Origin of the sequence: Pseudonocardia nigra (assembly GCF_019396355.1) — a bacterium.
GTDB lineage: Bacteria > Actinomycetota > Actinomycetes > Mycobacteriales > Pseudonocardiaceae > Pseudonocardia > Pseudonocardia nigra.
Genome location: NZ_JAHKRK010000327.1, coordinates 1 through 6,071 on the forward strand (window position 1 = coordinate 1; position 6,071 = coordinate 6,071).

Consider the following 6,071-nt stretch of genomic DNA (forward strand, 5'->3'; position numbering starts at 1 on the left):
CTCACCGGCCACCCCTGGATGCCGGCACTACCCGCGCCCACCTGACCACGGACACCGAGCCGAGCGCACCGGAGGCCGAACGGCCGACCGGCGATCACGCCATGCCACCACACCGCTGAATGTTTACAGCAGCGGGTGTGGAGTGTTCCCGATTTTATTGACACAGGTTTAGGCTGCCAGGTCGGTGAGTTTTCTGTGCAAAATGAGAAGAACCAGGCCCGGGAGACGAACTTGTTGGCTTTCGTTGCCAAACGATCGAACACCGAGACCTTGTCAGATCAGAGACGTCGGATGGCATGGTGGCGTGGTTGTGGTTCTCGGCCTGCTGCTCGGGCTCCGGCACTGTGACCTCCGTTTGCGCGTTCAGGTCGGCGGCTTACCCCCGTGCTCATCACCTGAACGTCAGGACCTGAACCTGCCGGCGCGCGCTGATCGGCCCAACGAGGTGCACCTTCCTGAGGTGCACGTCAGCTCGAGACGCGACCGGGGGCACTTGGCCGTTGCGCTAGACGAGTAGGCGCACGTGCTGGGTGAGGACCGGCGCGAACAAGTCACCGCGTTCGTCGATGCGCGCGAGGACGTCGTCGGGCCCCAACAGGAGCGGACGCGCGTCGCCCGCCGCGACGACGGCCTCGACCTCCTCCCACGTGACGGGCGCCGACACCAGCGGCGGGATCGTGCCCCGCAGTGAGTACGCCACGACGGTCGACTTGCCGAAGTCGTTCTGACTCCAGTCGATGAACACCTTGCCCCGGCGCGCGGCCTTCGCCATCCGATCGACCACCAGCGACGCGTGCTGCTGCGCGAGCACCGCAGCCACCGCCCGCACGTGCGCCTTCGTTCGCTCGTACATCGCTGCATCGACGGGCACGTACACGTGCATCCCCCGCCACCCGACGTCTTCGGCCACGACGGCAGTCCCTGTCCCGCGAGCACGTCCCGCACGAGCAGCGCAACCACGCACGCCTCGTACAGGCCGGCGGGCGGGCCCGGGTCGAGATCGAACACCGCCACGACCGGCTCCTTCAGCGACCCGACCGTGCCGAGGTAGGGGTGGAACTCGACGGTCGACAGGTTCACCGCCCAGAGCAGGCCGGCCAGATCGTCGATCACCGCCACGTCGAACACCTTCCCGGTCCGCTCCATGCGGAGCGTGACGGCCTCGACCCAGTCGGGCCGGGGGGACCCGCGTCTGGTTGAAATGCGGTCCGTACACACCCTCGGGGAACCGGTGCAGCGTCACGGGATGACGCCGCACGTGCGGCAGGAGGACCGGCGCGACGCGGACGTCGTAGTCGGCGAGCCACGCCTTGGTCAGGCCGAGTCCCGGCCACAGGACCCGATCCGGCGATGACAGCCGGACACTCCGGCCGTGCACCTCGAAGATGCTCATGCCGCAGGCCATCCCAGCTCACGGGGCGCTTCGACCTGCTCCAGCCCGCACGAGCGCGCGTCCCTATCCGGTCGCCAACGGACGAACCGGGCCGGATGGCGGAAGCGCCGGGATGGCCCTCGAGCTGGTCGAACCCGACCTCACACACGAGCACGGGACGCAGCGAAACCCAGTCCAGCGTCATGTCCGGCGTCCATCCTCCCGCCGTGCCCTTGAACCGCCCGATCCGCCCGCCCGCGAGGCCGAAACCCTGCGCCCACGGGTGCGCCTCGAGCGTCGTCGCGTACGGGCGCAGCTGCTCGACCAGCTCCGCACGGCGCACGGTCGAGAACGCCGAGGACACCGCGACGTGATGCAGCTCGCCGGCCTCGCCGTACAGACCGAGCAGCAACGAGCTCACCGCAGGCGCGTCCGCACCGGAGCGCGCGAGCCACCGGAAACCGGCGACGACGCAGTCCGCCGTCCGTTCCCGCTTCACCTTCACCATCGCCCGCTTCCCCGGCTCGTAACGCAGCCGATCGGGCTTCGCGACCACACCGTCGAGCCCACCGCCGATGAAGCGCGCGAGCCAGTCGGCAGCGACCTCGCGCTCGGCCGTGCCCGGCGTGATTTGCACCGGCGGCTCCGCCCGGCCGAGCAGCTCCTCGAGCCGGGCACGCCGCTCGCCGAAAGGCGCGCCCCGCAGGTCGTCGTCGCCCACGGCGAGCACGTCGAACGCGACGAACGACGCCGGCGTCGCCCGTGCCCGCTCGTCCGCCCAGGCGGTCGAGGGATGCAGGCGGGCCAGCAGCGCGTCGAAGTCGAAGATCCCGTCCACGGTGACCACGATCTCGCCGTCGGCGACGAAGCGATCGGAGCCGACCGACCGAACCGCCGCGACCAGCTCCGGGAAGTAGCGGCCCAACGGCCTGGCGTTGCGGCTCTGCAGCTCGACCTCGTCACCATCGCAAAAGACCAGGCAGCGGAAACCTTCCCACTTCGGCTCGAACCACCACCCGTCCCCGCGCGGCAGCTCGCGCGCCAGCTTGGCGAGCATCGGCGTCAGCGGCGGCCGCACGGGCAGGTCCACGCTGGTGGATACCCGGGAAAGACCAGCCCCACGGCGCCCCAGAGGAAGCCAACCCGGGCGAGTCGCCGAGTGCCCGCGATTTCACGTCGCGGTCCGCCCAGGCCGCGGCGTGCGGGTCGAGGCCGCGCGCCCGGATCGTCACCAGATCGTGCAGGAGGCGCGAGACACGACGGACCTGCGCGCGCGTCGACCATCGTGTCGAGCACCGCCATGCCCGCTTCGATCTGTCCGCGCGCAACGCCTCGTTCGATCGACACGAGCTGCTGCGCGCAGTGCAGAAGAGGGCATCCGCAGCCGGACCGGATCGAGGTATCGCACTTCGCGATGGTGGTGTTCACGCACGGCCGAGCTCGGCGCCAAGGGTTGAATCGAAGTTGAAGTCCTTCGCCCAACGCCATTGAGATCGAACACCGGAGCGACACGGCGATTGCCCACCACGCCCGTGAGGTGCAGCCCAAACTCGCCCCTGACCGAGCGGTCGCGGATGGGGGTCAGCGCCTGGCCTTGGTGCCCTCGTTCCGGATGAATGCCGAGCCATCCCGTGTTGCGCCGACCACGAGCCTGCTACCACGCCAGGACACGAGTTCGAATCCCTCGCTCGGGCTACACAAGGTGCTCGCGAGCCGCCGCATGGGGTAGGTGCGCAATAGGGACCGCACGCTGATCAGAAGGCCTCAGCAGGAGTGACGGCGAGTACCACCCCGCTGCGCGGCCGGGTCGGCATCCGGGTCAGGTCCACCTCGAGGTCCTGCGGCGGCAGCGTGTGCTCCAGCCCGGCCAGTGCACGCGCGGCCTCCGCGATCATCGTGAGCACCACCGACTCACCGGGGCAGCGGTGGCCGGTGCACACGCCGCCGCCGCCCTGCGGCACGAGCGTGTCCGGGTCGACGTCCCCGGTCAGGAACCGCTCGGGGTCGAAGCGGTCGGGATCCGGCCAGTGCGCCGGGTCGTGGTCGGTGCCGTGCACGTCGAGCACGACGAGCCCGCCGCGTGGCACCCGGACGCCGAGGACGTCCTGCTCCGCGCGCGCCTTCGCCGCGAGCACCGGCACGAACGGGTAGCGCCTGCGCACCTCCTGGGAGAACGCGTCGAGCGCCGCGGCGTCCCCGCCGGCGATGCGCGCGCGCCACTCCGGGTGCTCCTGCAGGGCGACGCCGGCGAACGCGACGAACCAGGCGACCGCCACGGTCGGGCGCAGGACGTTGAGCAGCGCGACCCCGGCGGTGCGTTCCGCCAGGAGCCGCCCGTCGAGCCCGGTCGCGGTGGCGGCGACGTGCAGGGCCGTGCCCGGAGCGGGCCGCAGCCGTCCCGTGCGCACCTGCCGCACCAGCTCGGCCGCCCACCGGTCCAGGCGTCTGCGGGCCAGCGCGGCCCGGACGTATACGGGTCCCGGCGTCGCGAAGCCGTCGACGACGGCGGCCAGCTGGCGGGCCCGGTGCGGTAGCTCGTCCTGCGGCACCGGAACGCCGCCCCACCCGAGCACGGACGCGGCGAGCACCTGCACCGCCTCGTCGAACAGCACCACCCGGTCGCGCCCGGCCCAGCGCCGGATCGCCGAGCTCCACTCCTGCGCCGCGCGGTCGCCCAGCGCCGCCACGGCCTCCGGGGTGAGCAGGTCCACGTACAGCGCCTTGCGGTGGTGGTGCTCGGCGTCGTCCAGCCCGTGCACCGTGCCCGGGCCGAACAGCACCAGCTTGATCGGCGGCGGGAACGCCCCCTTCCGCCGCAGCCGTGGGTCGTAGAAGCGGCGCACACCCTCGGGCCCTCCGACGACCGCGGCGCGGCGCCCCAGCAGCCGGGTCGGGACCGCGACCGCGCCACGCCGGAGCCGAGCGGCCCACGGGTAGCCCTGACGGATCAGCTCAAGCGTCCGGTCCTTGCTCACAATGCCAGGCACTACCCGTGTTCCCCCTGGTTCACACGAGCCTGCCGGTCAACGCCCCGCCGGCGCATTGTCGTGGTGCAGACTGCTTCCGTTCTTTCGCTGCCACATCCGCGCTGTTGATCACACATGTACAGGCCGCTCATCGCGGCCGCGGCCTGCGTCGCCTGTCCAGTAGCCGTCGCGGTCGGCCCAGCAGTTGCTCACTTTTGGCCACGTCGCGTGTCCGGGCCTACACGTCCCGGGGCGGTCCAGGTGCGGGTGCGATCAGCTCCAGATGACCCGCTGGGAAATGCCAGCGGCGTCGACGAAGCGGTCCACGTCGGTGACGCCGAGCGGAGCCGGCAGCGGGTGCCGCGGGGCAAGCGCCGCGAACGCCGGCTGGAAACGCATCGCGCTGCCGGTGTCGAGCGGGTAGGTACCCTCGTCGACACCGACGACCTCGCCACGCACCCGCGCCCACGAAGCAACGAGCCCGCGCCAGTGCGCTACCGGCACGACGCCGGGGGACCACAGTCCCTGAGAGAACAGGTTGAGGTGGATGTGGTCGTACGGCTCAGCCCGTTCGAGGTACCGCTCGAGATCCTGAAACGAGGGGGCCATGTTGAAGCGGATCCAGAAAGGGACCGCCCCGAGCCGTTGCGCCCACAGCGGGTCCCACTGCACGTAGGACTGAACGAGGAGCCGCTGCGCCGGGATGCCTCGGCGGCGATACCACCAGCGGTACAGATCGGCGACGAACGCGCTGAGCTCCTGCGGCTCGTCCACAACGAGCCGCCGCAGCCGGTACCCGTGCTCGGTCGCGACGCGCTCGAGGTCGCGGCGCAGCGCCGCGTCGAACCCCACTCGGCCTCCGCCCGCCGCCCGGCGTTCCGCGTAATTCGGCCGGTCTGGAGGTCCTGGGCGGGTGAGGCTGCTGGTCAGGGCGGTGTGGATGGCCGCCACGCCGAGAATCCTCTAGAGAAACGCCTGGCTGGGTAGCTGCTGCTGAGCGGACTGTGATGGTCTACGTTCTAGAGCGATGTACGTGAAGACGACGGCGCGGAAGACCAAGAACGGCACGGTCCGCTACCTGCACCTGGCCCACAACGAGTGGGATCCGGTCGCCCGCCGGTCGGTCCCGAAGATCCTCTACGGGTTCGGGCGGGCCGACCAGCTCGACCGGGACGCGGTCAAGCGGCTGGTCGCGTCCCTGGCCCAGCTGCTGGACCCGGCCGACGCGCTGGCTGCGACTGCGGGTGCCGAGCTGCAGTTCTGCGAGTCTCGCCCGTTCGGTGGCACGTTCACCCTCGACGCGCTGTGGCGGCAGCTGGGCATCGACACCGTGCTGCGCGGTCTGGACACCACACCGCGCCGCGGCCGGCCCCGCGACACCAGTCAGACCGAGCGGGTGCTGTTCGGGCTGGTCGCCAACCGGGCACTCGCCCCGTCGTCGAAGCTGGCCGCCGCAGACTGGATCAACCACGACGTGCACATCGACGGGCTGCCCGAGACTAGCGACGACGCCTGCTACCGGGCGATGGACTGGCTCCACGACGTCCGCGAACAACTCGAGGTCGGGGTGTTTCACCAGGTCGCGAACCTGCTCAACCTCGAGGTCGACCTGCTGTTCTTCGATTATCCGGCTAATCGCCGCTCGGATTTCGCCTTGGCCGCGTAGCCGGTGGTGTTTCGCGGCGTTTGAGCGCGCGGATTTCTTCTTCTTGCCGGCGGACTTTCGCGGCGAC

General features: G+C 70.7%; 2 protein-coding genes and 3 pseudogenes. 1 reads left to right on the forward strand and 4 read right to left on the reverse strand.

The window, feature by feature from the left end; genetic code table 11:
• Positions 1-505 precede the first annotated feature (505 nt).
• From KME75_RS47255 to KME75_RS39305, 4 genes and pseudogenes are all read right to left on the reverse strand, one after another.
• Positions 506-1,405: pseudogene (locus KME75_RS47255) on the reverse strand (DNA polymerase domain-containing protein).
• Positions 1,406-1,565: 160 nt separating this feature from the next.
• Positions 1,566-2,429, reverse strand: a pseudogene (locus KME75_RS47260) (ATP-dependent DNA ligase); the annotation flags it as partial.
• 697 nt (positions 2,430-3,126) lie between these two features.
• On the reverse strand, positions 3,127-4,347 hold the full coding sequence (locus KME75_RS46445; protein ID WP_219420062.1) for a cytochrome P450: 1,221 nt from the start codon (positions 4,345-4,347) through the stop codon (positions 3,127-3,129).
• Between the two features lie 264 nt (positions 4,348-4,611).
• A complete protein-coding gene (locus tag KME75_RS39305) occupies positions 4,612-5,190 on the reverse strand; it encodes a hypothetical protein (RefSeq protein ID WP_219420063.1) in 579 nt (192 codons plus the stop codon).
• Between the two features lie 175 nt (positions 5,191-5,365).
• Between KME75_RS39305 and KME75_RS39310 the strand changes: the two are divergent.
• A pseudogene (locus KME75_RS39310) lies at positions 5,366-5,962 on the forward strand (IS1634 family transposase); the annotation flags it as partial.
• Positions 5,963-6,071 lie beyond the last annotated feature (109 nt).